The sequence below is a fragment of the Oceaniovalibus guishaninsula JLT2003 genome (assembly GCF_000299575.1).
In the GTDB taxonomy this organism is placed as follows: domain Bacteria; phylum Pseudomonadota; class Alphaproteobacteria; order Rhodobacterales; family Rhodobacteraceae; genus Palleronia; species Palleronia guishaninsula.
On sequence record NZ_AMGO01000021.1, the window covers coordinates 38,679 to 63,481 of the forward strand.

At 67.8% G+C, this 24,803-nt stretch carries 29 protein-coding genes; 12 read left to right on the top strand and 17 right to left on the bottom strand.

The annotated features are described in order from the left end of the window. Positions 1-3: 3 nt before the first annotated feature. From hflC to rpiA, 4 genes are all read right to left on the bottom strand, one after another. On the bottom strand, positions 4-1,026 hold the full coding sequence (hflC, locus tag OCGS_RS06215) for a protease modulator HflC (RefSeq protein WP_007426379.1): 1,023 nt from the start codon (positions 1,024-1,026) through the stop codon (positions 4-6). Further along, a complete protein-coding gene (hflK, locus tag OCGS_RS06220; protein WP_040610642.1) occupies positions 1,026-2,186 on the bottom strand; it encodes an FtsH protease activity modulator HflK in 1,161 nt (386 codons plus the stop codon). Before hflK ends, hflC begins: the two co-directional genes overlap by 1 nt. Before the next feature lie 73 nt (positions 2,187-2,259). Next, positions 2,260-3,618 carry a glutathione-disulfide reductase gene (gene gorA / locus OCGS_RS06225; protein WP_007426381.1) on the bottom strand — a complete coding sequence of 453 codons (1,359 nt, stop codon included), beginning with the start codon at positions 3,616-3,618 and terminating at the stop codon, positions 2,260-2,262. 3 nt (positions 3,619-3,621) lie between these two features. Then, positions 3,622-4,407 (bottom strand): ribose-5-phosphate isomerase RpiA, encoded by a 786-nt coding sequence (gene rpiA, locus OCGS_RS06230; RefSeq protein ID WP_007426382.1) that lies wholly within the window; start codon positions 4,405-4,407, stop codon positions 3,622-3,624. A 149-nt stretch (positions 4,408-4,556) separates the two neighbouring features. Here rpiA and OCGS_RS06235 point away from each other — a divergent pair, with 149 nt between their 5' ends. Both OCGS_RS06235 and OCGS_RS06240 read left to right on the top strand, forming a co-directional pair. Then, positions 4,557-5,621 carry a type III polyketide synthase gene (locus OCGS_RS06235; protein WP_007426383.1) on the top strand — a complete coding sequence of 355 codons (1,065 nt, stop codon included), beginning with the start codon at positions 4,557-4,559 and terminating at the stop codon, positions 5,619-5,621. Next, positions 5,618-6,109, top strand: coding sequence for an isoprenylcysteine carboxyl methyltransferase family protein (locus OCGS_RS06240; RefSeq protein WP_007426384.1), 492 nt, complete (start codon positions 5,618-5,620; stop codon positions 6,107-6,109). The genes OCGS_RS06235 and OCGS_RS06240 overlap by 4 nt, the downstream gene beginning before the upstream one ends. 4 nt (positions 6,110-6,113) lie before the next feature. Here OCGS_RS06240 and OCGS_RS06245 read toward each other — a convergent pair whose 3' ends face one another. After that, complete coding sequence (locus OCGS_RS06245) at positions 6,114-6,779, bottom strand: thiamine diphosphokinase (protein ID WP_007426385.1); 666 nt, start codon at positions 6,777-6,779, stop codon at positions 6,114-6,116. 93 nt (positions 6,780-6,872) lie between these two features. On the opposite strand from OCGS_RS06245, the gene OCGS_RS06250 reads away from it, so the two are divergent. Further along, positions 6,873-7,565, top strand: a complete 693-nt coding sequence (locus OCGS_RS06250) for a hypothetical protein (protein WP_007426386.1) — start codon at positions 6,873-6,875, stop codon at positions 7,563-7,565. Positions 7,566-7,569: 4 nt separating this feature from the next. Here OCGS_RS06250 and OCGS_RS06255 read toward each other — a convergent pair whose 3' ends face one another. Further along, the gene (locus OCGS_RS06255) at positions 7,570-7,803 is read right to left on the bottom strand and encodes a DUF2842 domain-containing protein (RefSeq protein ID WP_007426387.1); all 234 of its coding nucleotides are present in this window, start codon (positions 7,801-7,803) and stop codon (positions 7,570-7,572) included. A 2-nt stretch (positions 7,804-7,805) separates the two neighbouring features. After that, complete coding sequence (locus OCGS_RS06260; RefSeq protein WP_007426388.1) at positions 7,806-9,098, bottom strand: adenylosuccinate synthase; 1,293 nt, start codon at positions 9,096-9,098, stop codon at positions 7,806-7,808. A gap of 151 nt (positions 9,099-9,249) precedes the next feature. On the opposite strand from OCGS_RS06260, the gene secG reads away from it, so the two are divergent. The 4 genes from secG (at position 9,250) to OCGS_RS06280 (ending at position 12,141) form a co-directional block, all read left to right on the top strand. Then, positions 9,250-9,612: a preprotein translocase subunit SecG gene (secG, locus tag OCGS_RS06265; RefSeq protein ID WP_007426389.1), complete on the top strand. Its 363-nt coding sequence runs from the start codon at positions 9,250-9,252 to the stop codon at positions 9,610-9,612. A gap of 126 nt (positions 9,613-9,738) precedes the next feature. Next, positions 9,739-11,391, top strand: coding sequence for a CTP synthase (locus OCGS_RS06270; protein WP_007426390.1), 1,653 nt, complete (start codon positions 9,739-9,741; stop codon positions 11,389-11,391). A 60-nt stretch (positions 11,392-11,451) separates the two neighbouring features. Further along, complete coding sequence (locus tag OCGS_RS06275; protein WP_007426391.1) at positions 11,452-11,628, top strand: CsbD family protein; 177 nt, start codon at positions 11,452-11,454, stop codon at positions 11,626-11,628. A gap of 186 nt (positions 11,629-11,814) precedes the next feature. Continuing rightward, the gene (locus OCGS_RS06280; RefSeq protein ID WP_007426392.1) at positions 11,815-12,141 is read left to right on the top strand and encodes a hypothetical protein; all 327 of its coding nucleotides are present in this window, start codon (positions 11,815-11,817) and stop codon (positions 12,139-12,141) included. Positions 12,142-12,207: 66 nt separating this feature from the next. Here OCGS_RS06280 and OCGS_RS06285 read toward each other — a convergent pair whose 3' ends face one another. Further along, complete coding sequence (locus OCGS_RS06285) at positions 12,208-12,993, bottom strand: MipA/OmpV family protein (protein ID WP_040610688.1); 786 nt, start codon at positions 12,991-12,993, stop codon at positions 12,208-12,210. A 129-nt stretch (positions 12,994-13,122) separates the two neighbouring features. Here OCGS_RS06285 and OCGS_RS06290 point away from each other — a divergent pair, with 129 nt between their 5' ends. The 5 genes from OCGS_RS06290 (at position 13,123) to OCGS_RS06310 (ending at position 16,900) form a co-directional block, all read left to right on the top strand. Next, a complete protein-coding gene (locus tag OCGS_RS06290; RefSeq protein ID WP_007426394.1) occupies positions 13,123-13,572 on the top strand; it encodes a tellurite resistance TerB family protein in 450 nt (149 codons plus the stop codon). Between the two features lie 65 nt (positions 13,573-13,637). Continuing rightward, the gene (locus OCGS_RS06295) at positions 13,638-14,441 is read left to right on the top strand and encodes an ABC transporter ATP-binding protein (RefSeq protein WP_007426395.1); all 804 of its coding nucleotides are present in this window, start codon (positions 13,638-13,640) and stop codon (positions 14,439-14,441) included. Between the two features lie 23 nt (positions 14,442-14,464). After that, positions 14,465-15,190, top strand: coding sequence for a transporter substrate-binding domain-containing protein (locus OCGS_RS06300; RefSeq protein ID WP_007426396.1), 726 nt, complete (start codon positions 14,465-14,467; stop codon positions 15,188-15,190). A gap of 40 nt (positions 15,191-15,230) precedes the next feature. Beyond that, positions 15,231-16,097 (top strand): ABC transporter permease, encoded by an 867-nt coding sequence (locus tag OCGS_RS06305; protein ID WP_007426397.1) that lies wholly within the window; start codon positions 15,231-15,233, stop codon positions 16,095-16,097. Continuing rightward, the gene (locus OCGS_RS06310; RefSeq protein WP_007426398.1) at positions 16,094-16,900 is read left to right on the top strand and encodes an ABC transporter permease; all 807 of its coding nucleotides are present in this window, start codon (positions 16,094-16,096) and stop codon (positions 16,898-16,900) included. Before OCGS_RS06305 ends, OCGS_RS06310 begins: the two co-directional genes overlap by 4 nt. Here OCGS_RS06310 and OCGS_RS06315 read toward each other — a convergent pair. The 9 genes from OCGS_RS06315 to cyoE all read right to left on the bottom strand — a co-directional run bounded on the left by OCGS_RS06315 (position 16,897) and on the right by cyoE (position 24,797). Then, positions 16,897-18,315 carry an FAD-binding oxidoreductase gene (locus tag OCGS_RS06315; RefSeq protein ID WP_007426399.1) on the bottom strand — a complete coding sequence of 473 codons (1,419 nt, stop codon included), beginning with the start codon at positions 18,313-18,315 and terminating at the stop codon, positions 16,897-16,899. The two genes, OCGS_RS06310 and OCGS_RS06315, sit on opposite strands and share 4 nt — an antisense overlap. Then, on the bottom strand, positions 18,308-18,901 hold the full coding sequence (locus OCGS_RS06320) for a GNAT family N-acetyltransferase (RefSeq protein ID WP_007426400.1): 594 nt from the start codon (positions 18,899-18,901) through the stop codon (positions 18,308-18,310). Before OCGS_RS06320 ends, OCGS_RS06315 begins: the two co-directional genes overlap by 8 nt. Continuing rightward, entirely contained in the window at positions 18,901-20,163 is a 1,263-nt protein-coding gene (locus OCGS_RS06325) for a M16 family metallopeptidase (RefSeq protein WP_007426401.1), read from the bottom strand. Before OCGS_RS06325 ends, OCGS_RS06320 begins: the two co-directional genes overlap by 1 nt. Then, positions 20,160-21,539, bottom strand: a complete 1,380-nt coding sequence (gene thrC, locus OCGS_RS06330; protein WP_007426402.1) for a threonine synthase — start codon at positions 21,537-21,539, stop codon at positions 20,160-20,162. Before thrC ends, OCGS_RS06325 begins: the two co-directional genes overlap by 4 nt. A 9-nt stretch (positions 21,540-21,548) precedes the next feature. Further along, positions 21,549-22,226, bottom strand: coding sequence for an SURF1 family protein (locus tag OCGS_RS06335; protein WP_007426403.1), 678 nt, complete (start codon positions 22,224-22,226; stop codon positions 21,549-21,551). A 74-nt stretch (positions 22,227-22,300) separates the two neighbouring features. After that, positions 22,301-23,092, bottom strand: coding sequence for a cytochrome c oxidase subunit 3 (locus OCGS_RS06340; RefSeq protein WP_007426404.1), 792 nt, complete (start codon positions 23,090-23,092; stop codon positions 22,301-22,303). A gap of 24 nt (positions 23,093-23,116) precedes the next feature. Beyond that, on the bottom strand, positions 23,117-23,680 hold the full coding sequence (locus OCGS_RS06345) for a cytochrome c oxidase assembly protein (RefSeq protein ID WP_007426405.1): 564 nt from the start codon (positions 23,678-23,680) through the stop codon (positions 23,117-23,119). Then, positions 23,677-23,874, bottom strand: a complete 198-nt coding sequence (locus OCGS_RS06350) for a hypothetical protein (protein WP_007426406.1) — start codon at positions 23,872-23,874, stop codon at positions 23,677-23,679. Before OCGS_RS06350 ends, OCGS_RS06345 begins: the two co-directional genes overlap by 4 nt. Continuing rightward, positions 23,874-24,797, bottom strand: coding sequence for a heme o synthase (gene cyoE, locus OCGS_RS06355; RefSeq protein WP_007426407.1), 924 nt, complete (start codon positions 24,795-24,797; stop codon positions 23,874-23,876). Before cyoE ends, OCGS_RS06350 begins: the two co-directional genes overlap by 1 nt. Positions 24,798-24,803 lie beyond the last annotated feature (6 nt).

Consider the following 24,803-nt stretch of genomic DNA (forward strand, 5'->3'; position numbering starts at 1 on the left):
AGCCTAGTTCACCGGCGCCGCGTCAACCTCGGCCGTGCCGGTGGCGGGGCGCACCGAGGTGACGGCGCTTTGCGGCGCATTGGCCGGATCCGGCTCGGCCCGCGTGATCGGCACCGACCGGGCGTTCTCGGCCGCATTGGCAGCGTCGCGGGCAACGCCGCCATCCGATTTCAGATAGTCAAAGAATTCGGAATTAGGCGACAGCACCATCGTCGAGTTCCCTTCCCTCAACGCGCCCTGATAGGCCGCGAGCGAGCGGTAGAAATCGAAGAACTCGGGATCGCGGCTATAGGCTTCGGCGAAGATGGCGTTGCGCTGCGCGTCGGCCTCGCCTCGGGTGATCTCGGCGTCCTTCTGCGCCTCGGACACCAGTTCCACCTTGGTGCGGTCCGCCTGCGCCCGCACGCGCTGCGCGGCCTCGGCGCCGCGGGCACGTTCGTCGGTCGCCTCGCGTTCGCGTTCGGCGCGCATCCGGTCGAAGGTCGCCGCCAGGTTCTGTTCGGGCAGCGCGGTCTGCTTCAGCCGCACGTCGATCACCTCGATCCCCAGAGCGGCGGCGCGCAGGCGGGCCTGATCGCGGATCCGCGTCATCAGCGCGGCGCGATCCGCCGACAGGATGGTGTTCGACGTCACCCCGTCCGAACCCAGAACCGCGCGGGTTTGCGTCGTCAGGATCGATTCCAGCCGCTGTTCGGCGGTCCGCACACCGCCCACGCCCACGGCGCGGCGGAACTGTTCGACATCCGCGATCCGGTAGCGCGCGAAGGCGTCCACGACCAGACGCCGGTCGTCGCTGGGCGTCACCTCGATCGGGTCGGTATCCAGCGACAGGATCCGGTCGTCATAGCGCACGACCTCCTGGATGAAGGGGATCTTGAACGCCAGGCCCGGTTCTTCCTTGACGTCGCGGATCTGGCCGAATTGCAGCACCAGCGCCTTTTCGCGCTCGTCCACGATGAAGACCGAACTCAGCAGCGTGACCAGCGCCACCACCGCCACGCCGATGATAATGTATGTCCTGCGCATCAATTGTTCCCTCCGGTCGCTGCCGCGCGGCCCGCCGCGCCGGTATTGCCGCGCAGCTCGTTCAGCGGCAGATACGGCACGACGCCCTGTCCGCCATTGCCCTGTTCGTCCAGAATGACCTTGTCGACCCGGCCCAGCACGTCCTCCATCGTTTCGAGATAGAGCCGCTTGCGCGTCACGGCGGGGGCCTTTTCGTATTCTGTCAGCACCGCCTCGAACCGGCTGGCCTCGCCCGCCGCCTCGTTCACGACCTGCGCGCGATAGCCTTCGGCCTCTTCCAGCAACTGCGCGGATTGTCCGCGCGCCTGCGCCAGCGCCTGGTTGGCATAGGCGTCGGCCTGCCGTTCCAGCCGGTCGCGTTCCTGTTCGGCCGCCTGCACGTCGCGGAAGGCGTCGATCACCTCGGTCGGCGGGTCGGCCTTGTCGAGGTTGAGGCGGACGATGTTGATGCCGCTGTCATAGGCGTTCATCGTATTCTGGATCAGCTCCTGCACGGTGTCGGCGATCAGATCGCGGTCGCGATTCAGGATCGGCGCCAGTTCGGACTGGGCGATCACCTCGCGCATGGCGGATTCGCTGACGGACCGGACGGTCTGCTGCGGCTCGGCCAGGTTGAACAGGAACATGGCGGGATCCGAGATGTTCCAGACCACCTGGAAGTCGATATCGACGATGTTCTCGTCGGTGGTCAGCATCAGGCCGCTGTCGCCGCGCGTGTTGGTGCCGACGCCGATATCCTCGGTCTGTTCGCGGGTCACGGGGATCACCTCGGCGGTGACGAAGGGCCATGGCGCGAAGTTCAGGCCCGGATTGCCGGTGGCGTAATATTCGCCGAGAAACAGCTCGACCGACTGTTCCTCGGGCTTGACGGTATAGAAACTGGCGAAAAGCCAAAGGCCCAAAGCCGCAAGACCGGCGATGATATAGGCGCCGCGCCCGAACTGCATGCCGCCGCCGCCGTCGCCGCCCGGACGCCTGGGGCCGCCGCGCCCGCCCATCAGGACGCGCAGCTGTTCCTGGCCCTTCTTCATGATCTGGTCGATGTCGGGCATCTGCGTCCCGTTGCCCGGCCGGCGGTCGCCCGGTCGCCGGTCGTCGTCGTTGCCCGGTCCGGGGCCGCGCGGGCCACCGCCCCAGGGTCCGCCATTATTGCTCGCCATGCGTGGGAAGGTCCTTTTATTCCGTGTCGAATGCAACCCGTTCGGGTAGCATGTGGTTAGTGCCTGTCGATTATCAACCCGAGCGGACGGGTTCGCGCATCGTGACCAGTTCTTCGGCCATGGTCGGATGGACGGCGCAGGTGGCATCGAACTGGTCCTTGGTCAGCCCCGCCTTGACCGCGATCCCGGCAAGCTGGATCATCTCGCCGGCATTCTGTGCGACGATATGACATCCCAGCACCACGCGCGTCCTGCGCGACACGATCAGCTTCATCAGCACCCTGTCCTTGCGGCCGATGAACGCCTGCTGCATCGGCCGGAACGAGGTGCAGTAAACCTCGACCTCCTCGCGGTCGCGGGCCTGTCCCTCGGTCAGGCCGACAGTGCCAAGCTCGGGCCGGGTGAAGACGGCGGACGGGATGCGGTCGTGATCGGCGGGGGTCTTCACGCCCTCGAACACGGTCCGCACGAAGGCCATGCCCTCGCGGATGGCCACGGGCGTCAGCGCCACGCGTCCGGTCACGTCGCCGATGGCATAGACGGACGGGACCGAGCTTTGCGAATAACCGTCCACCACGATTTCGCCGTTGCGGCCCAGCGTGACGCCGATTTCTTCCAGTCCCAGCCCTTCGGTCGACGGTCTGCGTCCCGTGGCGAACAGCACGCGGTCGAACGTCCCCTCGCCGCCGGTGGTCGATTCGACGCGAATCCCGCCGGCATCGCCCGGCCCCATCCGCAGGATGTTCGTTCCCAGATGCAGGCCGATCCCCTGATCCAGCATCGCCTCCGAGATCAGGCCCCGCGCCTCGTCGTCGAAGCCGCGCAGGATCTGCGCGCCGCGATAGTATTGCGTGACCTTCACCCCCAGCCCGTTCAGGATACAGGCGAATTCGCAGGCGATATAGCCGCCGCCGACGATCAGCACGGATTTCGGCAGCTCGTCCATCAGGAAGATGTCGTCGCTGACCATCCCCAGATCGGCGTTCTCGATGTCGGGGCGCACGGGATGGCCGCCGGTGGCGATCAGGATATGCGCGGCGGACCGGCGGGTGCCATCGGCCAGCGCCACCTCGTGCGGGCCGGCAAGCGTGGCGCGCTGGTCCACGATCTCGACGCCGGACGTGTCCAGCATCGACCGATAGATCTGTTCCAGCCGGTCGAGTTCGCCACGCAGGCGGGTGCGGAATTGCGGCCAGTGGAAGGTGCCCGCCTTGGCGGACCAGCCGTAATCGCGGGCCTCGTCGGCCGCGTGGCCATAGCCGCTGGCGAAGACCATCATCTTCTTGGGCACGCAGCCGCGGATGACGCAGGTGCCGCCCATGCGGTCTTCTTCCGCCAGCGCGACGCGCGCGCCGGTCGCCGCCGCCATCCGCGCCGCGCGCACGCCGCCCGAACCGCCGCCGATGACGAAAAGGTCGTAATCGAAGCTCATCGTTCAGTCCCCGGATTCCGCAAAGATGTTGTCGGGTTCGTCCATTTCCGCGCGTTCCTCGATGACCGTGCCGTTGGCGAGGTCGCGCAGTTCGATCCGCCCGTCGGGATGGCCCACCACGACGATGTCGCACAAATCGCAGAACAGCCCGTTCTCGACCACGCCGGGGATCTGGTTGAGCTGGATCGACAGCCGCCGCGCGTCGCCGATGCGCCCCAGATCCAGATCGAGGATGCGGTTCCCCTCGTCCGTCGCATAGGGCGCGTCGTCCTCCATCCGCAGCGTGACCGAGCGGTTCAGAACGTCCGCCGAGGCCAGGATCTCCGCGATGGCCGCCCGCGTCGATTGCAGGCCGAAGGCGACCGCCTCGACCGGCAGGGGAAAGGCGCCCAGCGTCTCGACGCGCTTGGACGGATCGGCGATCACCACCATCCGTTCGCTGGCGGCGGCGACGATCTTTTCGTGCAGCAGCGCCCCGCCGCCGCCCTTGATGAGGTTGAAGTCGCGGTCGAACTCGTCCGCGCCGTCGATGGTCAGATCCAGCCAGCGCGCCTCGTCCAAGGTCACGACCTGTAGGCCGACCGACCGCGCCAGCGCGCCGGTGCGCGCCGATGTGGGCACGCAGGTCACGCGCAGGCCGTCCGCGACAAGCTGTCCCAGATGGCGCACCATGAAGGCGGCGGTGCTGCCGGTGCCCAGCCCGACCTTCATGCCGTCCTCGACATAATCGCAGGCGCGCCGGGCGGCGATCGATTTGGCCAGATCGCCGGGCGTCAGGGGGTGCGGCATGGGTCGGATCCTCGGAACGGTTGCGCGCGCCTTATAGGCCAGCGCCGGCGCGGAAACCATGCCTGCCGGGCAGGATCGCGCCCCTTGCCGCCCTTGCCGCGCCGGGCCGCGCGCTAGGTCCTGCGCGACACGTCCCGCCAGGAACCCAGATGGACCGAAACAATCCCGCCGCCGGACCCGCCGTGCGCCTGCGCGGCCTCGGCACCGCGCTGCCGCCCCATGCGCTGCCGCAGGACGCGGTGCTGGCCAAGGCGCGCGAGCTTCTGGCGCCGCGCTTTCCGCAATTCGACAAGCTGGCGCCCAGCTTCACCAATGCGGGCGTCGATTGCCGCTATTCCGTCGCGCCGATGGACTGGTTCGAGCAACCGCGCGACTGGCCGCAGCGCAACGCGATGTATCTGGACGGCGCAACGCGCCTGTTCATCGACGCCGCCCGCGCCGCCCTGGACGATGCGGGGCTGGCGGCCGGCGACGTGGATATCTGCGTCACCGTGTCGTCAACCGGGATCGCCACCCCCACGCTGGAGGCACGGGCCGCGGCCGAGCTTGGCTTTCGTCCCGACCTGCGGCGCGTGCCGCTGTTCGGGCTGGGCTGCGCGGGCGGCGTCACGGGGCTGGCCTGCGCGCGGGCGGTGGCGGCGGCGCATCCCGGCACCACGGTGCTGATGGTGGCGGTCGAAACCTGCACACTGTCCTTCCGTCTGGACCGGCTGCGCAAGGCCGACATCATCGCCACGGTGCTGTTCGGCGACGGCGCGGCCGCCGCCGTGCTGGACAGCGGCGACAGCGGCCCGGTTCTGGGACAGGGCCGCGAACACATGTGGCCCGACACGCTGGACATCATGGGCTGGCAGATGGACACCGACGGGCTGGGCGTGATCTTCGACCGCTCGATCCCCGCCTTCGCCGAGGCCGAGTTTCGCGGCGCGGCGCAGGACGCGCTGGCGCAGGCGGGGCTGGGTCTGGATGCGGTGGACCGCTTCGTCTGCCATCCGGGCGGCGCCAAGGTGGTCGAGGCGCTGGAAACGGCGTTGTCGCTGCCGGACGGCACGCTGGATCACGAACGCGCCGTGCTGCGCGCCGCCGGAAACATGTCGGCGCCCACGGCGCTGTTCGTGCTGAAACGCGCACTGGATGCGGGCGTTTCGGGGCGGCTGATGCTGACCGCGCTTGGCCCCGGCTTCACCGCGTCGTTCCTGCCGGTGGACGCATGACGGGGGCTTTGGCGTTCATCGCGTTCCTGGTGCTGCAACGCCTGTCGGAACTGGCGATCGCGCGCCGCAATACCCGCCGCCTGCTGGCCGCCGGCGCGGTCGAGCACGGGGCGGAACACTATCCCTTCATGGTGGCGATGCACGCGGCATGGCTGGCCTGCATCGCGGTCTGGGGCTGGGACAACCCCGTCTCGGTCCCGTGGCTGATCCTGTTCGCGGTCTTGCAGGGGTTGCGCGTGTGGATCCTGGCCAGTCTGGGCGGCCGCTGGACGACGCGGATCATCGTGCCGGATGCGCCGCTGGTGGCCCGCGGCCCGTTCCGCTTCGTCCCGCATCCCAACTATGCGCTTGTCGTGGTCGAGATCGTGGCCGCGCCCATGGTGCTCGGCCTTTGGCCGGTGGCGCTGGCGTTCACGTTCCTCAACGCCGCGATGCTTTACGTCCGCATCGGGGCCGAGAACCGCGCGCTGGCCCCGTTGCGCCGCTGACGCCTCAGCCCAGCGCGCCGATCAGCACCGCCAATGCCGCGCGCGGCAGGATCAGCAGCATCCCCGGCCCGTCCATCGCCAGCCGCACCGGCCCCGTCACCCGGTTCGACGTGCCGATCCGCGCGGCGGGCGCGAAATCCAGCCCCTCGATGGGCCATTCCAGCCCCTTGGACCGGCCCGCGACCCGCGCCAGCGGCCAAAGCGACAGCCGGCTGCCCAAGGGCAGATCCATCGTCAAAGGCCGCGTCAGGTGCATCGCCACGTCCCGTGCCCCGATCAGGATGCAGCGCGTCCGCGTACCGCCCAGCGCCGTCATCGCGGCAAGCTGATGGTCCAGCCGCGCGCCCAGGAATCCGACGCCCAGGATCAGCGGCGCGTCGATCGCGCGCAGGCATTTCTGGAAATCGGTGCTGTCCTGTTCCGCGATGCGGTGGATGTTCCGCGCGCCCATCCGCGACCGCGCCGCGTCCGACAGCGAATCGAGATCGCCGATCACCGCGTGCGGCACATGCCCCAGCGCCAGCGCCGCGTCCGCGCCGCCATCGGCGGCCACCAGATGCGGCGCATGGGCCAGCGCCAGCGCCAGATCGCCCGCCGCGACATCGCCGCCGCCCACCAGCGTGACGGCGACCGAAGACCGGACCAGCGGGGCGACAGGCGGATTATCCATGCGACCATCGTTTTGCCGCGAAATCGCCCGACAGAGAACCCCCCGTGGGGTCATCGTGGCCGGGCGGCGCATGAAACCAGGGGCGAGGGACAGATGACGCAACCGACCGAAGACCTGACGCTGACCTTCCGCCGGCTGCGGCTGCGCATCGGCGACGCCGATCCGCTGGCGATGCTCGCCGCGATGATGCCGCTTCTGCACGAGGCGGGCGAGGAGGACGGCGCGGCCCTGGCCGACGCCTTCGCGGTGCAGGGCTTCGCCGCGCGGGTCGAGGACGACGGGACGCTGGCCGTCAGCCGCCGCACGCACGCCGCCGACGCCCCCCCGGCGGCGGCGGACGATGCGCCGGACGCCGGCACCGACCCCGAAGGGGATGCCGATATCGACCGGCTGCTGGACCGCACCAATGCCCATCTGGGCGAAACCGAGGGCAGCCGCCGCCGGTCGGCCATCGTCCATCTGCGCGCCGCCGTGGCCGCGACGCGGGCCGACGGGGTGCTGCGCGCCGTGCGCCAAAAAACCCCCGCGCCCCCGCCCGCCGCGCCGGTCGATGCGTCCGCCGCGCCGGTCGTCCCCCGCCGCCCCCAGCCGCGCCCCGCCGGCGGAACGGGCCGCCCTGTCACCCGCCCCGCGCCGCTGGTGCCCGCGCCGGCCGCACCCGATGCCCCGCAGGCCGCCGCGCAGCCGGTCCGACCACGGCGCATCACCGCCCGCCAGCGGATGGAGCATTGGCAACAGGACGACACCGAAACCGAAGCCGGCACCGACGCATCGCCGCAGGGCTAGGCGGTCAGTCGCGGTCCTCGGGGTCGGGCTGGCCGACGCCCAGGAAAATCCGCCGGAAGGGCAGCGCCCACAGCACGCCCAGCACCATGTAGATCGCCAGTTCCACCAGGATCGGCGGGCGGCCCAGCCATGTGACGATGCTGGACGCGACGACGATATAGATCGGCAGCCCCACCAGCAGGATCGCCAACGCCCAGCGTCCCCGCGCCTTGCGCGACATGCGGCTGCGGGGCGCCATGCTCAATCCTCGAACGGATCGGTGACAAGGATCGTGTCCTCGCGCTCGGGCGAGGTGGACAATAGCGCGACCGGACAGCCGATCAGTTCCTCGATGCGGCGGACGTATTTCACCGCGTTGCCCGGCAGATCCGCCCAGGACCGCGCGCCTTCGGTCGATTCCGACCAGCCCGGCAGCGTTTCATAGACCGGCACGCAGCGCGCCTGACGCTCGGACGCGGTGGGCAGGTGATCCAGCCGCTCGCCGTCCAGATCGTAGCCGGTGCAGATCTTCAACTCGTCGAACCCGTCCAGCACATCCAGCTTGGTCAGCGCGATGCCGCTGACGCCGCTGGTGGCGCAGGTCTGGCGCACCAGCACCGCATCGAACCAGCCGCAGCGCCGCTTGCGCCCCGTCACGGTGCCGAATTCGCGCCCCCGCTCGCCCAGACGCTCGCCGGTCGCGTCGTTCAGTTCGGCCGGAAACGGCCCTTCGCCGACGCGGGTGGTATAGGCCTTGACAATGCCAAGCACGAAGTCGATGGCGCCCGGCCCGATGCCGGTGCCGGTCGCCGCCTGCCCGGCGATGACGTTCGACGAGGTGACGAAGGGATAGGTGCCGAAATCCACGTCCAGCAAGGCGCCCTGCGCGCCTTCGAACAGGATGCGGCGGCCGGCGCGGCGCGCGTCGTTCATCACCCGCCAGACCGGCGCGGCATAGGACAGCACCTCGTCCGCGACGCCGCGCAGCGCGTCCAGCAGTGCGTCGCGGTCCACCGGATCCATCCCCAGCCCCCGGCGCAACGCATCGTGATGCACCAGCGCGCGGTCCACCCGCCGTTCCAGCGTCGCGGCGTCGGCCAGATCGGCGACCCGCACCGACCGCCGGCCGACCTTGTCCTCATAGGCGGGACCGATGCCGCGCCCGGTGGTGCCGATCCGCGCGACGGTGCTTTGCGCCTCGCGCGCACGGTCCAGTTCGCCGTGGATGGGCAGGATCAGCGCCGCGTTCTCGGCGATCATCAGCGTCTCGGGGGTGATGGCGACGCCCTGCTTGCGCAGCTTGGCGATCTCCTCGACCAGATGCCATGGGTCGAGCACGACGCCGTTGCCGATCACGCTTAGCTTGCCGGGGCGCACGATGCCGCTGGGCAGCAGCGACAGCTTGAACACCGTGCCGTCCACGACCAGCGTGTGACCGGCATTGTGACCGCCCTGAAAGCGCGCGATGACATCCGCCCGCTCGCTCAGCCAGTCGACGATCTTGCCCTTGCCCTCGTCGCCCCACTGGCAACCGACAACCACGACATTGGCCATGACATTCCCCTGCACCGCAAACCCGGCTGTCTTACCCCTGCGGCGGCGACGGCGAAACCGCAAATGCGCGCCGGGTTGCGCTGTTTCGATGCCGCCTTTAGATACCGCGCGTCAACGGTCCGTCTGGGGCCCGCATGATGGGAACCGCCCGATGCAGAACATCGTCCTGATCGTCCACCTTCTTCTGGCCTTGTGCCTGATCGGGGCCGTGCTGTTGCAGCGCTCCGAAGGGGGCGGGCTGGGCATGGGCGGCGGGGGCGGCGTGATGTCGTCGCGCGGCGCGGCCACGGCCTTGGGCAAGATGACCTGGGGGCTGGCGATCTGCTTCATCGGCACGTCCATCGCGCTGACGATCTTCGCGGCCGAGAATGCCGCCGGCGTTTCGGTCATCGACCGGCTGGGCATCGACGCGCCCGCCCCGGCCGATCCCGCGGCGCCCGCCCTGCCTTCGGGCGACGATCTGCTGCCGCCGCCGGTCAGCGGCGCGCCCGTGGCCCCGCCCCGCGCGGACTGACCCGCGCGCCGTTGCGATCCGCCCGGTTTGGGCGTATGGGCTGACGCCCGTGACAGGCGATCCTGCGGGCCATCGCCGCCGACATGACCGTGCCGTTCCGGCCAGCAATCACGGGGGATGCCGCCGATGGCGCGTTACGTTTTCATTACCGGCGGCGTGGTCTCGTCGCTGGGCAAGGGCCTCGCTTCGGCCGCTCTGGGGGCGCTGTTGCAGGCGCGCGGCTTCAGCGTGCGGCTGCGCAAGCTCGACCCCTATCTCAACGTCGATCCCGGCACGATGTCGCCGTTCGAGCATGGCGAGGTTTTCGTCACCGACGACGGCGCGGAAACCGACCTCGATCTGGGTCACTACGAACGCTTCACCGGCGTCGCGGCGCGCGCCACCGACAGCGTGTCGTCGGGCCGCATCTATTCCAACGTGCTGGAAAAGGAACGCCGGGGCGACTATCTGGGCAAGACCATCCAGGTCATTCCCCATGTTACCAATGAAATCAAGGACTTCCTGACCATCGGCGCCGACGAGGTCGATTTCATGCTGTGCGAGATCGGCGGCACCGTGGGCGACATCGAGGGGCTGCCCTTCTTCGAGGCGATCCGCCAGTTCGGCCAGGAACGCCCACGCGGCCAGTGCATCTACATGCACCTGACGCTGCTGCCTTACGTCGCGGCCAGCGGCGAGCTGAAGACCAAGCCGACCCAGCACAGCGTCAAGGAGCTGCGCAGCATCGGCATCGCCCCCGACGTCCTGGTCTGCCGGTCCGAACATCCCATCCCCGAAAAGGAGCGCGAGAAGCTGGCGCTGTTCTGCAACGTGCGCCCCGACAGCGTGATCGCCGCCTGCGACCTGAAATCCATCTACGAGGCGCCCTTGGCCTATCACCGCGAGGGGCTGGACCAGGCGGTGCTGGACGCGTTCGGCATCAGCCCCGCCCCGCGCCCCAACCTGTCGCGCTGGGAAGACGTGGCCGACCGCATCTTCAACCCCGAGGGCGAGGTGCGCGTCGCCATCGTCGGCAAATACACCCAACTGGAAGACGCCTACAAATCCGTGACCGAGGCGTTGACGCATGGCGGCATGGCGAACCGCGTCCGCGTCCGCGTCGAATGGGTCGATGCCGAGCTTTTCGACCGTGAGGATCCGGCCCCCTGGCTGGAAGGCTTCCATGCCATTTTGGTGCCCGGCGGCTTCGGCGAGCGCGGCACCGAGGGCAAGATCAAGGCGGCCCAGTTCGCCCGCACGCGCAAGGTGCCCTATCTGGGCATCTGCCTGGGGATGCAGATGGCGGTGATCGAGGCGGCGCGCAATCTGGCGGGGCTCAAGACCGCAGGCAGCCAGGAATTCGACCTCGAAGCCGTGGACAAGCTGTCGCCCCGGTTCGAGCCGGTGATCTTCCACCTGCGCGAATGGATCAAGGACAACCAGAAGATCGCGCGCGACGTGCTGGACGACAAGGGCGGCACGATGCGGCTGGGCGCCTATGCCGCGCGGCTGGCTGAAGGATCGAAGGTGGCCGCGATCTACGATTCGACCCGGATCGAGGAACGGCACCGCCACCGCTACGAGGTGGACATCAAGTATCGTGACGTGCTGGAGGCGCAGGGCCTGCGCTTTTCCGGTATGTCGCCCGACGGCCACCTGCCCGAGATCGTCGAGATCGACGATCACCCCTGGTTCATCGGCGTCCAGTTCCACCCCGAGCTGAAATCCAAGCCCTTCGCGCCCCATCCCCTGTTCGCCGACTTCGTTCGCGCCGCCAAGGACATCTCGCGCCTGGTGTGACCGGGGAACATTGCCGCAGGGTGGCCGTTAACCTTTCAGAGAAATCGAAAGGACAGCGTCATGGACGAAGATCGCGTCAAGGGATCCGGCAAGGACATGGCCGGCAAGGCTCAGGAAAAGCTGGGCGAAGTGACCGGCAACAAGGAAACCGAAGCCAAGGGCGAAGCCAAGCAGGCCGAGGGCAAGACCCAGAAAGCCTGGGGCGAAACCAAGGATGCGGTGCGCGGCAAGGACTGAGCCTTTGCTGCTAGCGGACAGGGGCGGCTTTCGGGTCGCCCTTTTTTCGTTGTCGATGTCAGCGATCGCTAATTGCCTGCCAGCCGACGGCGTCCTTAATCTCTGTTATGTGAATGGCACCCCCGGAACATTCCTTCATTGCAGTTATTTGGCAGATGTCTACCGCTAACCTTGATGGAGAGTGAAATGACCAGCACGAAGACGATCGGCGCCGCCGCCCTCGCCGCCCTGATGTCGATATCCCCTGCATTCGCACAATCCAGCGACACTGCGACGGATTCGGATATGTCCATGGGCAGCATGAACAGCACGGACTTCGGCACCGCCATGACCGGCACCGGCACATTCGGCGACATGGACGCCAATGCCGACGGCATGCTTGACGAAACCGAGTATAACGAGGGCATGTTCAAGCGCTATGACCGCGACCAGAGCGGCGACATCGACGAGGTCGAGATGGAAGACTATGACCGCGACATGGGCGAAGGCGGAATCTTCGGCGACCGTAGCTGACGAATTCTAGCGCCCCGACATCAGGGCCGTCCTTTCGGGCGGCCCTTTTCGCATCGTTCCCAACGTTCAGAAATCAAGCGTGATCTGTCGGGTGATGCCGATGCGGATGCCGTATTGGTCGCGGTCGCCCGCTTCCACGATGGGGCTGTCCTTGGCGTCGCCGGTCAGGCGGTCCCATGTCACCGCGCCTTCGACGCCCCAATCGTCGGTCAGCGCATAGCTCATGCCCAGTTCCAGCCCGGCGCTCAGCACGCCGCCATCCGCGTCATAGGCCGAGAACGCGCTGCGCCCCGCTTCCTTGTCGGAGATGCCGAAATAGGTGTCGGCGTAATCGTCCGATCCGATCAGCACGCGCGGCCCCAGCGTCACTTCCATGCGGTCGGTCGGCTGGACGCGCAGATCTGCGCCCAGTTCCCCGACGAAACTTTCATGCCCGCCGATCCCGTGGCGCAGGTCGGCGAAGGCCCCGAAATTACGGGTGTTGTAGCCCAGCCCGAGGCCCAGCTCGACCGTCGCGTCGATATCGTCCAGACCGCTCAGCGCGCCGCCTTCCTCGTCCCGATCCTTGACGTAGCGGAACGATCCGCGCAGGCCCAGCCCCTCGGGCTCGAACAAGGGATCGGGGCTGCCGAAGCTGACCCCGCCCGGAAGCCGCAGATAACCCAGCGAAAAGCCGAAATCGGGACCGGGCGAATAATCGTCCGAACCGAAATAGTCGGGTGTCACCGCGACCCCGCCCCGCAGGGTGAAGATCAGGTCGGGCGTGGTCCCCGTGCGGGTGCCGTAATCCTGCGCGGCGGCCAGTCCGGGCAGCAGCGCCGACAGGGCGGCAAGGGCGAGTGCGATTTTCATTGACGGTTCCGGCAGATGCGTTTCGTCATACATAGCGCGCCCGTGCCGCGCCGGACAGGGTGCCGCGCAACGTATCGGCGAGGTGTGCGTTTCGTGCAAGACCCGCCGCCCCATCACGCAAGGACCGCCATGTTCGCCGATCTTCTCAGACGCCTGACCGCCCCCGAACCCCAGCCGATGCCCGAAACCGATGCCCGCCTGGCGCTGTCCGCCCTGCTGGTGCGGATCGCCCGGTCGGACGGATCCTATGACGCCGCCGAAATGCGCCGGATCGACCGCATCCTTGCCGCGCGCTACGGGCTGGACGCCCAGGGCGCCGCCGAACTGCGGGCACATGGGGAAACCATCGAGGCCGACGCGCCCGATACCGTCCGCTTCACCCGCGCAATCAAGGATCAGGTCTCGCTCGAGGATCGCACGGCGGTGATCGAGGCGCTTTGGGACGTGGTGCTGGTGGATGGCGAACGCGACGACGAGGAGGATTCGCTGCTGCGGACCATCGCGCCGCTTCTGGGCATCCACGACCGCGACAGCAACCTGGCCCGCCAGCGCGTCGAGGATCGGCGCGGTTTGCGTTAGCCACGTTGCGCGATGCCGCGCTTTGACCGTTGCAATCGGGGGCGCGATTCGCGTTACTTTACCGGATGCGCCCGCAACCCGACCCCGCTTTGCCCGATCCCGGCCCCGCCGTTCCCGTCATCGAGATCGAGGGGCTGCACAAGGCCTATGGCACGCTCGAAGTGCTGAAGGGCGTGCATCTGACCGCCCCGCGCGGCCATGTCGTGTCGCTGATCGGATCGTCGGGGTCGGGCAAGTCCACCCTGCTGCGCTGCGCCAACCTGCTGGAAAACAGCCAGCAGGGCCGCATCGCGTTCGAGGGCGAGGACGTGCGCTGGCGGGGCGAGGGCCAGAACCGGCACCCGGCCGATTCGCGGCAGGTCACGCGCATCCGCACCAACCTGTCGATGGTGTTCCAGTCCTTCAACCTCTGGTCGCACATGACCGTCCTTCAGAACGTGATGGAGGCGCCCGTCACCGTTCTGGGCCGCCCCAGGGCGCAGGTCGAGACGGCGGCGCGCGGCTATCTCGACAAGGTCGGGATCGGCGACAAGGCCGATGCCTGGCCCGCGATGCTGTCGGGCGGCCAGCAGCAGCGCGCCGCCATCGCCCGCGCGCTTTGCATGGAACCGCGCGCGCTGCTTTTCGACGAACCCACCTCGGCCCTCGACCCCGAGCTGGAGCAGGAGGTGATCCGCGTCATCCGCGCGCTGGCCGACGAAGGCCGCACCATGGTCATCGTCACGCACGACATGGATCTCGCCCGCGATGTCAGCGATCATGTCATCTTCCTGCATCGGGGCGTGATCGAGGAAGAAGGACCGCCCGACGCCCTATTCGACGCCCCGCAATCCGAAAGGCTGCGCCAGTTCCTCGGCGCGGTAGGCTGACCGACCCAACAGGAGAGTAAAAAATGAAGAAACTGCTTCTCGCCACGGCGCTTCTGGCGCTGACCGGCGGCACCGCCATCGCCCAGCAGACCGTGCGCCTGGGCACCGAAGGCGGCTATCCGCCCTATAACTTCCTCAACGATGCGGGCGAGGTCGACGGCTTCGAGCGCGAGCTGGGCGACGAGCTTTGCGCGCGTGCGAACCTGACCTGCGAATGGGTCACGAACGAATGGGACAGCATCATTCCCAACCTCGTATCGGGCAATTACGACGCGATCATGGCGGGGATGAGCATCACGCCCGCCCGTGACGAGGTGATCGATTTCAGCGATCCCTACACCCAGCCCGACCCGTCGGCCTATGCCGCGCCCACCGGCGCCGATGTCGATATCGAGAACGCCGTGATCGCCGCGCAGACGGGCACGATCCAGGCGAGCGAGGTCGCCTCGATGCCCGGCGCCACGCTGGTCGAATTCGCCACCCCCGAGGAAACCGTCGCCGCCGTCCGCAACGGCGAAGCCGATGCCGTGATCGCCGACAAGGCGTTCCTGGTGCCCATCGTCGAGGATGACGGCGATCTGGCCTTCGTCGGCGACGACGTGCTTCTGGGCGGCGGCATCGGCGTCGGCCTGCGCGAAAGCGACGACGCGTTGCAGGAACAGTTCAACGCCGCCATCCAGTCGATGAAGGACGACGGCACCCTGAACGAGCTGATCGCCAAGTGGCTGCCCGACAGCGCGCAGTTCTGACGGCCCCAGGCGGCGCGATCCCCGCGCCGCCGTTTCCGCGATGTTCGCCTGCACCGATCCCGCATCCCTGACCGGACTGCACTGGCTAGCCTGCTACCTGACCACGGGCAAGCATGTGGCGTTCTATGCGTCGTTCGGCACCGTGCTGGCGCTGCTGGCGATCACCGCGCCGCTGGCGCTGGCCTTCGGCTTCGGCGGGGCAATCGCGGCACGCAGCCGCATCGCGCCGCTGGCATGGTTCGGGCGGTTCTACATCGCCATCGTGCGCGGCGTGCCCGACATCGCGTTCTTCCTGTTCTTCGTCATCGCGCTGGATCAGGGCATCGAATGGCTGCGTCACAAGGTCAAATGCCCCGATTGGGACATGCCCGTCCGGCAGGGCAGCGATTTCGTCGTCTGCGCGCAGGCCAAGCTGCCGCTGGGCACCGATCCGCAATGGATGCATGAGATTTACGGCTTCGCGCTGGCCGTCCTGACCTTCGCCATCGTCTTCGGCGCCTTTTCGGCCAATGTGCTTTACGGGGCGATGCGGGCCGTGCCGCGCGCGCAGATGGAAACCGCCGAAGCCTACGGCATGACCCGCAGGCAGGCGTTCCGCCGCATTCTGGTGCCGCAGATGTGGGTCTATGCCCTGCCGGGCCTCAGCAACCTCTGGATGGTGCTGATCAAGGCGACGCCGCTGCTGTTCCTGCTGGGGGTCGAGGATATCGTCTATTGGGCGCGCGAACTGGGCGGATCGAAGACGCCCAACTTCACCGACTATCCCCACCCCGACTGGCGGGTCTGGTATTTCCTGGCGTTGCTGGTCTTCTATCTGATCTTCACCAAGGTGTCCGAAGCGGTGCTCGACCGGCTGATGCGGCGCCTGACGCACGGGCAGGCCGTCAGCGGCGCGACCATGCCATGAGCTGCCTTCAGACCATCGCCGATTACGGCCTGCGCAGCATCGGCATCGGCGAACGGCTGCTGCCGCGCAGCGACTTCACGCTGTGCCAGCAGGTCACGCTGATCGGGTCCGGCATGATCTGGAACGTCTATTTCGGCGTCGTGGCCTTGTGCGCGGGGTTCTTCCTCGCCACCCTGCTGGCGCTGGGGCGCACCGCGCGCCCGGCGATCCTGCGCAAGCCGGCGGAATGGTTCGTCTTCCTCTTTCGCGGCTCGCCGCTGTTCATCCAGTTCTTCTTCGCCTATTTCGCGTTTCTGGCGCTCAAGGGCCGATACGCCTTTTTCGATCCCTTCACCTCTGCCTGGGCCGGGGCGCTGCTGGTGCTGTTCTGCAACACTGCCGCCTATTCGGGCGAGATTTTCTATGGCGCGCTGCGCTCGATCCCGCGCGGCGATCTGGAAGCGGCCGAAGCCTATGGCCTGACCGGCTGGAAGAAGTTCCGCCGCATCACCTTTCCGACGATGCTGCGCCTTGCCTGGCCCGCCTATATAAACGAGGCGATCTTTCTCTTTCACGCCACCACGCTGGTTTTCCTGTCGGGCTTTCCGGCGTGGCAGCAACGGGGCGACGCGCTCTATTACGCCAAGTATTTTGCCGACAAGACGTTCAATCCCTTCGTCCCCTATCCGATCCTAGCGGGGTTCTTCATCCTGCTGACATTATGCGTCATCGGCATTATGGGCGCGATGAACCGGCGGCTGAACCGGCATCTGCCGCAGGAACGGCGTCAGGCCCTGCGTCTGCGCCCGAACTTCCTGCGCTAGACCCGCCGCAGCACCGCGCCGGGGTTCATGATGCCCCGCGGGTCCAGCGCCGCCTTGATCGCCCGCATCGCCGCCAGCCGCGCCGGATCGCCATAGCGTTCCAGTTGCGCCACCTTCAGCCGTCCGACCCCATGCTCGGCGCTGAACGATCCGCCGTGATCGTGCACCAGATCGTCCACGACGCGGCGCAGATCGTCCGCAAGATCGGCGAACTCGGCCTTGGCGCGGCCCTTTGGCGGGAACAGGTTGTAATGCAGGTTGCCGTCGCCCAGATGGCCGAACGCGTTGATCCGCACCGGCGCGATTGCGGTCAGCGCCGTGCCCGCGCGGTCCATGAACGGGGCGATCTCGGACAGCGGCAGCGATATGTCGTTGCTGGCAATGGCGCCCACATGACGATTCGCCTCGGGGATGCGTTCGCGGACGGCCCATAATTCGGCGCGCTGCGCCTCGCTCGACGCGATCACGCCGTCATCGGCCAGCCCCGCCTCGGCCCCCGCCGCAAACAGCGCCTCCAGCCGCGTCATGGCGTCGTCGCCCGCGGGAAGGCCCAGATCGACCAGCACGCACCAGTCGGGCGGATCCGCGAAAGGCTGGCGCACCGCCAGTCCGGCCTCGGCCAGAAACCGCAGCCCCTGCCCCGAGATCAGTTCGAACGCGCTGACGCCGCCCCCCGCCTGCGCCATCCCCAGCAGCGTCAGCGCGGCGGCGGGATCGCGCACGGTCAGGATCGCGGTGCCCCGGACGGCGGGCCGCGGAAACAGCCGCAGCGACGCCGCGGTGACGATTCCCAACGTCCCTTCCGCCCCGATCAGCAGGTTGCGGATGTCATATCCGGTATTGTCCTTCCGCAGCCGCCGCAGCCCGTACATGACCGACCCGTCAGGCAGCACCGCCTCGACCCCCAGGCACAGGTCGCGCGCGTTGCCATAGCGCAGCACGTTCACGCCACCCGCATTGGTGGACAGCAGCCCCCCGATCCGCGCCGACCCTTCGGATGCCAGCGACAGTGGAAACAATCGGTCCGCTTGCGCGGCGGCCGCCTGAACGTCCGCCAGGATCGCGCCCGCCCCGGCGATCAGAACGTTCTCATCGGCATGGACGGCGCGGATGGCGTTCATGCGTTCCAGCGACAGCAGGATCGGCAGCGCGCCCTCGGCCAGCACCTGCCCGCCGACCAGCCCGGTGCCGCCGCCCCAGGGCACGATGCCGATGCGGTGCCGCGCGGCAAAGCCCACGATGCGTGCTACCTCGTCGGTATCGGCGGGTGCTAGGACCAGCCCCGCCCGGCCCCGCCACATCCCGCGCGGTTCGGTCAGATAGGCGGGGCCGCGATCGCGCGCGGTTCCCGGCGGCAGCCGCGACAGCAGGTCGGCGGCCAGACCGGGCGTCAGATCCGCCAGCGGCTCAGCCATCGCGGCCGTTATCCGTCCGCCCGCGCCGGTCGGGCCGCAGATTGGCGTAAAGCACATGGTTCCGCCAGCGCCCCGCAATCTGAAGATAGCTTTGCGCCACGCCCTCGTACTTAAACCCGCTGCGCTCCAGCACCCCGCGTGATGCCGCGTTCTCGGGCAGGCATCCCGCCTCGATCCGGCTGAGGTCCAGCGTGTTGAACGCGTAATGCACCACACCGGCGATCGCCTCGCGCATGAAGCCCTGCCGCGCGAACGGCTCGCCCACCCAATAGCCCAGCGTGGCGGATTGCGCCGGCCCCCGCCGCACGTTGTCCAGCGTGATCGCGCCGACCAGCATCGCGTCGCTGCGGCGGATCAGGAACAGCGGCGCGCCCGTATCGTCCGAGATGGTGCGCTGCGCCCAATAGACGCGATTGGTAAAACTTTTGCGCGTCAGGTGATCGGCCGCCCAGACCGGCTCCCACGGTTGCAGGAACGCGGCGGACCGTTCGCGCAGATCGGCCCAGTCCCGGAAATCGGAATGCCGGGGCGGACGCAGCGTCAGCCGCTCCGTCTCGATCCGCACTTTGCGCCGGGCAAGGCGCATCAGGCGGCAAGCCGCGCCGTCAGCCCTTCCAGCCGCGGCGCGTCGGCGACCGGCCCGTAAAGCGCCAGCGCCGCGCGCCCCGACGCCGCCATCCGCGCGGCATAGTCGCGCACGTCGCCGCCGTTCACCGCCTCGATCCGCGCCACCGTCTCGTCCAGACCCGGAACGCGGTTCCAGATCGACAGCAGCCGGGCCAGGCGTTCCGCGCGGCTCGACGGGCTTTCCAGCCCCATCAGCAGCCCCGCCTTCATCTGCGCCCGCGCGCGCGCGATCTCGGCATCCGACATCTCGTCGGCGGCGCGGCGCAGCTCGTCCACCGTCAGATGCGCCAGTTCGCCGATCTGCTCGGCCGAGGTGCCGGCATAGATGGTCAGCGTGCCGCTGTCGTCATAGCTGCCCGCCTGCGCGAAGATCGAATAGCACAGTCCCCGCTTCTCGCGCGCTTCCTGGAACAGCCGCGAGGACATGCCCCCGCCCAGAACGCTGGCATGGACCTGCGCGGTGTGGAAATCGGGGTCGCGGTATCCCGGCCCTTCCAGCGCCAGCGCGAAATGCACCTGTTCCAGCGCGCGCACCTCGCGCCGTTCGCCGCCGCGGAACGTCGCGGGTTCGACATGGCGGGCGGGACGCGGCGGCAGATGCCCGAAGATCCGCTCGGCCGCGCGGACGATGGCATCGTGATCGACGGCGCCCGCGGCGGCGACGATCATCTCGGCCGGGCCATAGCGTTCGTGCACGAACCCCGCCAGATCGTCGCGCCCGAACGCGCCGACCCGCTCGCTCGGCCCTAGGATCGACCGTCCCATCGGCTGATCGGGATAGGATACTTCCTGAAGCCAGTCGAACACGATGTCGTCGGGCGTGTCGTTGGCCTGCCCGATTTCCTGAAGGATCACGCCGCGCTCGACCTCGATCTCGCCCGGATCGAAGGCGGGGTCGGTCACGATGTCGCCGATCACGTCCAGCGCCAGCGGCACGTCAGCCGACAGGACGCGCGCGTAATAGGCCGTCATCTCGCGGCTGGTATAGGCATTGATATAGCCGCCCACATCCTCGATCGCCTCGGCGATCTGCAAGGCGCTGCGCCGCGTCGTGCCCTTGAAGGCCATGTGTTCCAGAAAATGCGCGATGCCGTTCTGTTCGACGCGTTCGTGACGGCCCCCAGCATTGACCCAGACGCCGACGCTGGCCGACATCAGCCCCGGCATGTGTTCGGTGACGATGCGCAGGCCGTTGGAAAGGGTGTGAAGCTGGACGGTCAAGGCAATCTTTCCAGTATGAGGGATTTCAGCGCGCCGACATCGTTGGCAACTTCGGTCACGCGCTCGGACCGCAGATAGAGGTCCGCCATCCGTTCGGGAAGGGCCGGGCGCAATCCGGTCGCCGCCTCGACGGCATCGGGGAACTTCGCCGGATGCGCCGTGGCCAGCGTGACCATCGGGCCGCGGTGCGGCTGTTCGGACGCCACCTTGACGCCCACGGCGGTATGCGGGCACAGAACCTCGCCCGTGTCGGCAAAGACGCGGCGGATCGTTTCTGCCGTCTCCTCCTCGGATGCGCGGCCCGAGGCGAAGGTTTCGCGCAGCGCCTGCAACGCGCCCTGGCTGACCGTAAAGCCGCCGTCGCGCGCCAGCTCGTCCATCAGCTGCGCGATGGCCGATGCGTCCCCGTCATAGGCCATGAACAGCGCGCGCTCGAAATTGCTCGACACCTCGATATCCATCGACGGGCTGGCGGTGGGCACCACGCCTTCCTTGCGATGCGCGCCGGTCGTCAGGGTGCGGTGCAGGATGTCGTTGCGGTTGGTCGCCACCACCAGCCGGTCGATGGGCAGCCCCATCCGCCGCGCGACGTCGCCCGCCAGGATGTCGCCGAAATTGCCGGTCGGCACGGTGAAGCCGATGGCGCGGCCCGGCGCGCCTAGGGCCGCCGCCGCGGTGAAGTAATAGACCACCTGCGCCAGCACCCGCGCCCAGTTGATCGAGTTCACCGCCGTCAGCCCGACCCGGTCGCGGAAGGCGTGGTCGTTGAACATCGCCTTCACTGCCGCCTGGCAATCGTCGAAATCGCCGTCCACCGCCAGCGCATGCACGTTGCCCTCGGACGGCGTGGTCATCTGGCGGCGCTGCACCTCGCTGACCCGCCCGTGGGGATAGAGGATGAAGCACTCCACCCCCTCCAGCCCCCGGAACGCCTCGATCGCGGCGCTGCCGGTATCGCCCGACGTGGCGCCGACAATGGTGATCCGCTCGCCCCGTCGCCGCATCACGTCCTGAAACAGCTGCCCGATCAGCTGCATCGCGAAGTCCTTGAAAGCCAGCGTCGGCCCGTGGAACAGTTCCAGCAGCCAGCCATCGGGCGCGATCTGCACCAGCGGGGCGCGGGCCGCATGGCCGAACCCCGCATAGGCGGCGGCGATCATCTCGGCCAGCCGCGTCTCGGGCAGGTCGGTGAAGGGGCGCATAACGCGCAACGCCGCTTCCTCATAGGGCAGGCCCTGCAAGGCGGCGATGTCGTCCCGCGTCATCTGCGGTACGGCCTGCGGCAGGTAAAGGCCGCCGTCGCGCGCCAGGCCGGCCAGCATCGCGCCCTCGAAATCCAGCACCGGCGCCTGCCCGCGTGTCGAATGATAGCGCATGGTCGCCTCCTAGCCCCGCCGGCTGGCCATACGCCAGCCAAGCAGCGCTGTCATCCCCGCCCAGATCGCGGCAAGGCTGAACCACGTGATCGCATAGCCCAGGTGATCGTTGGGAATGTTGGCCGATGTGACGGGCAGCGGCACGGTGCCGGGCACCGGCGGGTCGGTCCGGCGCGCGACCAGAAGGATCGGTTCGGTCCCCAGCGCGTCGGCCATCGCCGCCACGTCGCGCGCGAACCAGATATTCTCGGCGCGGTCGGGCGCGGGGGTGAAGCGGTCCGTCTCGTCCGGCCAGTGCAGGTTGCCGGTCGCCGTCAGACGCTGCGCCGGGCGTGGCGGATCCTTTTCCTCGGTCGGCACGAAGCCCAGATCCAGAAGGATGCGCCGCCCTCCGGTCTCGAACGGCACGACGACGCGATAGCCGGCCCCAAGCTGCGCGGTCGAGATCAGCACGTCGATCTCCTGCCCCGTCGTCGTGCCTTCGGCGGCGACGGGCAGGTAACGGTCAGCCTGCGGATCGGGCGCGGCGGGGATCGTCACGGAGGCCGCGGCGATGCGCGCGTCGATATCGGCCAGCACGGCACGCTTCCACGCCAGGCGCTGCACCTGCCACACGCCCAGCGACAGCAGGATCGCCACCCCGCCGATGCCCAGCGCCGCCAGCAGCGCCCATCGCAGCGCCCCCACGCGCGAAGGGGCGCCGGTTCCCCCGCGCCCCTTTTCGACTCTCACGGAACTCATACGCGATTCATACGGCGATCTTACGATCCCCAGATATAGATCGACGCGAACAGGAACAGCCAGACGACATCGACGAAATGCCAGTACCACGCCGCCGCCTCGAACCCGACATGGTTCTGCTGGGTGAAGTGCCCGGCCCGCAGACGGAAGTAGCAGACCAGCAAAAAGATAGTCCCGATAATGACATGCGCCCCGTGAAACCCGGTCGCCATGAAGAAGTTGGCGCCATAGATGTTCCCCGCGAACCCGAACGCGGCATGACTGTATTCATAGAACTGGAACACCGTGAACAGCACGCCCAGCGCCACCGCGATGATCAGCCCCCACGCCATGTCCTTGCGGTTGTTCTCGTGCACCAAGGCATGATGCGCCCACGTCGCGGCCGCCCCGGAACACAGCAAAATCAACGTGTTGATCAGCGGCAGATGCCACGGATCGAACGTCTCGATGGACGGGGGCGGCCACTGGCCCTCGCTGAACGTCTCCATCGGATACATGGCGTGCTTGAAGAACGACCAGAACCACGCCGCGAAGAACATCACCTCGGACATGATGAACAGAATGAAGCCGTAGCGCAGCCCGATGCGCACGACCGCCGTGTGATCGCCCTCGCGCGATTCGGCGACCACGTCGGCCCACCAGGCATACATCGTGTAAAGCACCACCGCGACGCCGATGGCGAAGACGAATGGCCCGCTGTCGTGCATCCACAGAACGGCGCCGAACAGCATGACGAACCCGCCGACAGCCGCCAGGAAAGGCAGGATCGACGGGGGCAGAATGTGATAATCGTGGTTCTTTGCGTGCGCCATCGGGCTGCGTTCCTTCGGTGGGCGTCAGTTCACGTCGAGGCTGGCCTGCCGGTCGTCCTCGGGCAGGTCGATTTCGTAGAAGGTGTAGGAGAGCGTGATGTGTTTGACAAACTTCGCGTCGCGGTCGGTCGTGATCGCCGGATCGACATAGAACGTCACCGGCATCTGCACCCGTTCTCCGGGTTGAAGAACCTGCTCGGTAAAACAGAAACACTCGATCTTGGTGAAGAAACCGCCGGCCTCGTAGGGCGCGACGTTATAGGTGGCCTGCCCCGCCACAGGCTTGTCGGTGGGGTTATAGGCTTCGTAGAAGGCCAGCCCCGTCTCGCCTATGCGCAGCGTCATCTCGCGCTCGACCGGCTTGAACTGCCACGGCATCGACCGGTCCAGCGATCCGTCGAAGCGCACGGTAATGGTCTGGTCGAGAACCTCGTCGCTGGCCACCGTCGATACGCCGGTCGTTCCGCCAAAACCGGTAACGGCGCAGAACCAACTGTAAAAGGGCACCGACGCCCAGGCCAGCGCGCCCATCGTAACGACGACCCCGGCCGTCATCGCCACCGTCCTGATCTTCGGGTCCGTGGTCATTTCAGCGGATCCTCCTCGCCGGGCAGCAGGACGCCGCCGCGGATCTGATCGAAGCTGTCGGTCTCGCCCAAGGACTCGACCTTGACGACGGTCAGGCCGAAGATGATCGCGATGAAGCCGACCAGCACAAGCCCCACGCCGACATTGCGCGACCGGCGGCTGCGATGCAGCGCGTGTTCGGTGCGGATGGCCATCACACGATCCCCGCCGCCCGCAGCGCGGCATCGCCCAGAAGCGCGCCGAAATGCAGGAAAAGATAAAGAAGCGAAAATCGGAAGAACGCCCTTTCGACGGCGAAATTATCGGCTTCGGCCATATCCTCGTCACGCCGGAAGATCGTCCAGGCGCCCTTGAGGAACCACAGGTTCATTGCCACGGCCACCGCCAGATAGACCGGTCCCGCAACGGATGTCGTCGCCAGACCCAGCGCGAAAACCGCCAGAACCGCCGTATAGGCCAGGATATGCCGCCGCGTCGTCCGGCGGCCATGCGTGACCGTCAGCATCGGCACGCCGGCATCGTCGTAATCGGACCGCATGAACAGCGCCAGCGCCCAGAAATGCGGTGGCGTCCACAGGAAGATCAGCGCGAACATCAGGACCGATTCGATCCCGATGGATCCGGTGGCCGCCGCCCAGCCGATCATCGGGGGGAAGGCCCCCGCCGCGCCGCCGATGACGATGTTCTGCGGCGTCGACCGCTTCAGCCACATCGAATAGACGACGGCATAGAAGAAGATGGTGAATGCCAGCAGCCCCGCCGCCAGCCAGTTGGTCGCAAGCCCCAGCATGACGACCGCAAAGCCCGACAGCGCGATTCCGATGGCCAGCGCCTCGTCGCCCGCGACCCGCCCCGAAGGCACCGGACGGCGGCGCGTGCGGCGCATCACGGCGTCGATATCGGCATCCCACCACATGTTCAGCGCGCCGGAGGCCCCGCCGCCGACCGCGATGAACAGGATCGCGCAGAAGCCCACGAAGGGATGCAGATCGACGGGCGCGACCAGCAGGCCGACCAGCGCCGTGAAGACGACCAGCGACATGACGCGCGGCTTGAGCAGGGCGAAGTAATCGCCGAACTGCGCCTCGTATGGCCGGTCTGCGCTGATATCCGTCATGGCGTG

Coding starts and splice junctions, on each gene's coding strand:
- OCGS_RS06340 (WP_007426404.1), bottom strand. CDS start 23,092: ATGGCGCACGCAAAGAACCACGATTATCACATTCTGCCCCCGTCGATC.
- OCGS_RS06240 (WP_007426384.1), top strand. CDS start 5,618: ATGACGGGGGCTTTGGCGTTCATCGCGTTCCTGGTGCTGCAACGCCTG.
- OCGS_RS06235 (WP_007426383.1), top strand. CDS start 4,557: ATGGACCGAAACAATCCCGCCGCCGGACCCGCCGTGCGCCTGCGCGGC.
- gorA (WP_007426381.1), bottom strand. CDS start 3,618: ATGAGCTTCGATTACGACCTTTTCGTCATCGGCGGCGGTTCGGGCGGC.
- OCGS_RS06250 (WP_007426386.1), top strand. CDS start 6,873: ATGACGCAACCGACCGAAGACCTGACGCTGACCTTCCGCCGGCTGCGG.
- hflK (WP_040610642.1), bottom strand. CDS start 2,186: ATGGCGAGCAATAATGGCGGACCCTGGGGCGGTGGCCCGCGCGGCCCC.
- thrC (WP_007426402.1), bottom strand. CDS start 21,539: ATGCGCTATCATTCGACACGCGGGCAGGCGCCGGTGCTGGATTTCGAG.
- OCGS_RS06305 (WP_007426397.1), top strand. CDS start 15,231: ATGTTCGCCTGCACCGATCCCGCATCCCTGACCGGACTGCACTGGCTA.
- OCGS_RS06280 (WP_007426392.1), top strand. CDS start 11,815: ATGACCAGCACGAAGACGATCGGCGCCGCCGCCCTCGCCGCCCTGATG.
- secG (WP_007426389.1), top strand. CDS start 9,250: ATGCAGAACATCGTCCTGATCGTCCACCTTCTTCTGGCCTTGTGCCTG.
- cyoE (WP_007426407.1), bottom strand. CDS start 24,797: ATGACGGATATCAGCGCAGACCGGCCATACGAGGCGCAGTTCGGCGAT.
- OCGS_RS06255 (WP_007426387.1), bottom strand. CDS start 7,803: ATGGCGCCCCGCAGCCGCATGTCGCGCAAGGCGCGGGGACGCTGGGCG.
- rpiA (WP_007426382.1), bottom strand. CDS start 4,407: ATGCCGCACCCCCTGACGCCCGGCGATCTGGCCAAATCGATCGCCGCC.
- OCGS_RS06350 (WP_007426406.1), bottom strand. CDS start 23,874: ATGGCCATCCGCACCGAACACGCGCTGCATCGCAGCCGCCGGTCGCGC.
- OCGS_RS06270 (WP_007426390.1), top strand. CDS start 9,739: ATGGCGCGTTACGTTTTCATTACCGGCGGCGTGGTCTCGTCGCTGGGC.
- OCGS_RS06320 (WP_007426400.1), bottom strand. CDS start 18,901: ATGCGCCTTGCCCGGCGCAAAGTGCGGATCGAGACGGAGCGGCTGACG.
- OCGS_RS06300 (WP_007426396.1), top strand. CDS start 14,465: ATGAAGAAACTGCTTCTCGCCACGGCGCTTCTGGCGCTGACCGGCGGC.
- OCGS_RS06310 (WP_007426398.1), top strand. CDS start 16,094: ATGAGCTGCCTTCAGACCATCGCCGATTACGGCCTGCGCAGCATCGGC.
- OCGS_RS06345 (WP_007426405.1), bottom strand. CDS start 23,680: ATGACCACGGACCCGAAGATCAGGACGGTGGCGATGACGGCCGGGGTC.
- OCGS_RS06315 (WP_007426399.1), bottom strand. CDS start 18,315: ATGGCTGAGCCGCTGGCGGATCTGACGCCCGGTCTGGCCGCCGACCTG.
- OCGS_RS06245 (WP_007426385.1), bottom strand. CDS start 6,779: ATGGATAATCCGCCTGTCGCCCCGCTGGTCCGGTCTTCGGTCGCCGTC.
- OCGS_RS06260 (WP_007426388.1), bottom strand. CDS start 9,098: ATGGCCAATGTCGTGGTTGTCGGTTGCCAGTGGGGCGACGAGGGCAAG.
- OCGS_RS06285 (WP_040610688.1), bottom strand. CDS start 12,993: ATGAAAATCGCACTCGCCCTTGCCGCCCTGTCGGCGCTGCTGCCCGGA.
- OCGS_RS06290 (WP_007426394.1), top strand. CDS start 13,123: ATGTTCGCCGATCTTCTCAGACGCCTGACCGCCCCCGAACCCCAGCCG.
- OCGS_RS06295 (WP_007426395.1), top strand. CDS start 13,638: ATGCGCCCGCAACCCGACCCCGCTTTGCCCGATCCCGGCCCCGCCGTT.
- hflC (WP_007426379.1), bottom strand. CDS start 1,026: ATGCGCAGGACATACATTATCATCGGCGTGGCGGTGGTGGCGCTGGTC.
- OCGS_RS06275 (WP_007426391.1), top strand. CDS start 11,452: ATGGACGAAGATCGCGTCAAGGGATCCGGCAAGGACATGGCCGGCAAG.